The sequence below is a fragment of the Mesorhizobium silamurunense genome, assembly GCF_014843905.1.
Taxonomy (GTDB): domain Bacteria; phylum Pseudomonadota; class Alphaproteobacteria; order Rhizobiales; family Rhizobiaceae; genus Mesorhizobium; species Mesorhizobium silamurunense.
Genome location: NZ_LPVS01000214.1, coordinates 1 through 1,403, shown reverse-complemented (window position 1 = coordinate 1,403; position 1,403 = coordinate 1). Strand labels below are relative to the sequence as shown.

Genomic DNA, 1,403 nt, shown 5'->3' with positions numbered 1-1,403 from the left:
TCCACATGGGGTAATCGCGGGAGCGACGCGCCCTGGAACCGATCATAGCCTTGGAGGGTGGCTGTTCCCCGATAAGATGAAATACGGGCTCACGACTGGACGCCGGGCCCAGCATCAACGGAGAACAGCCATGGAAGAACATATCGGTCTCGACGTGTCGATGAAAGAGACGGCAGTGTCGATCCGCCGTGAAGGCGAACGGATCTGGCGCGGGAAGTGCGCATCTGATCCCAGGATCATTGCCGAGCTTGTCCGCAAGCGGGCGCCGGCCGCAAAGCGCGTCGTGTTCGAAACCGGCCCGCTGTCAGTTTGGTTCTATCATGCGCTGCGCGCCGAGGGATTGCCAGCCATCTGCATCGATGCGCGCCATGCCAAAGCCGCTCTCGATATGGCGGCGAACAAGACGGATGCGAATGACGCCGATGGTTTGGCGCGTCTTGCTGAAGCAGGATTCTTTCGCGAGGTGCGCGTGAAAGGCTTCGACAGTATGTTGACCCGCACGCTCGTGGCAGCACGCACCCGGCTGGTCCGGATCACCGTCGAGCTTTCCAACCAGATCCGAGGGATCATGAAAACGTTCGGCTTGCTCGTTCCCGCCGGTAAGGGAACTACATTCGAAAAGAATGTCCGGAGCCTTCTTATCGATCAGAGCGAGCTTGCTCCTGTCGTGCTACCGATGTTGGAAGCCTGGCGCAGCATTCGCATCCGTGCCGCCGAGCTTGGGCGCCAGCTTGTCGCAGATGCACGTCAAAGCCAAGCATGCCGCATACTCATGTCGATCCCCGGCATCGGCGCCATTACCGCAACCTCTTTCGCCACTGCCATTGAAGATCCGGGCAACTTCAAGAAGTCCCGCTCTGTTGCCGCTTGGATCGGCCTGACACCTCGCCGCTACCAATCGGGAGAAGTCGATTATGACGGCCATATATCCCGACGCGGCGATCGACATTTGCGCGGACTTCTCTATGAGGCTGCGGCCGTCATCCTGACACGCAGCTCGATCGACAGCAGCCTGCGCACGTGGGGCCTCAAGCTCCGGGAGAGGGTTGGCTTTAAACGAGCTGCCGTGGCTGTGGCGCGCAAACTGGCGGTGATAATGCATTCGATGCTCAAGACCGGTGAGTTCTTTGATCGAAATGCAGGCGCCACAGCATGAAATCTTGCGAATAGCGTTCAGGATCTGAGCGCCTGAGACGTCCCTGCCGGGGACGTGAGCCGAGCCATTCCGCTGATGGGGTTGCACCGCTGACTCAGCAAAGTGCGTCGTCCACATTGAAGGCTCCTCCCGCGAAGCTCCATCATGCGGCGACTGATGTCGACCGCGAAGACAACCATGCACCCGGCAGCGTCGTCTCGACGCAATTACATGCTTGACGTCCCAGCGGCGATTAGACAACCCCATC

The 1,403-nt window shown here is 59.7% G+C and carries 1 protein-coding gene; it reads left to right on the top strand.

Translation table 11 applies throughout. From position 1 onward, the window contains the following. Nucleotides 1-130: 130 nt before the first annotated feature. The gene (locus AU465_RS33130) at nucleotides 131-1,156 is read left to right on the top strand and encodes an IS110 family RNA-guided transposase (RefSeq protein ID WP_192257232.1); all 1,026 of its coding nucleotides are present in this window, start codon (nucleotides 131-133) and stop codon (nucleotides 1,154-1,156) included. Nucleotides 1,157-1,403 lie beyond the last annotated feature (247 nt).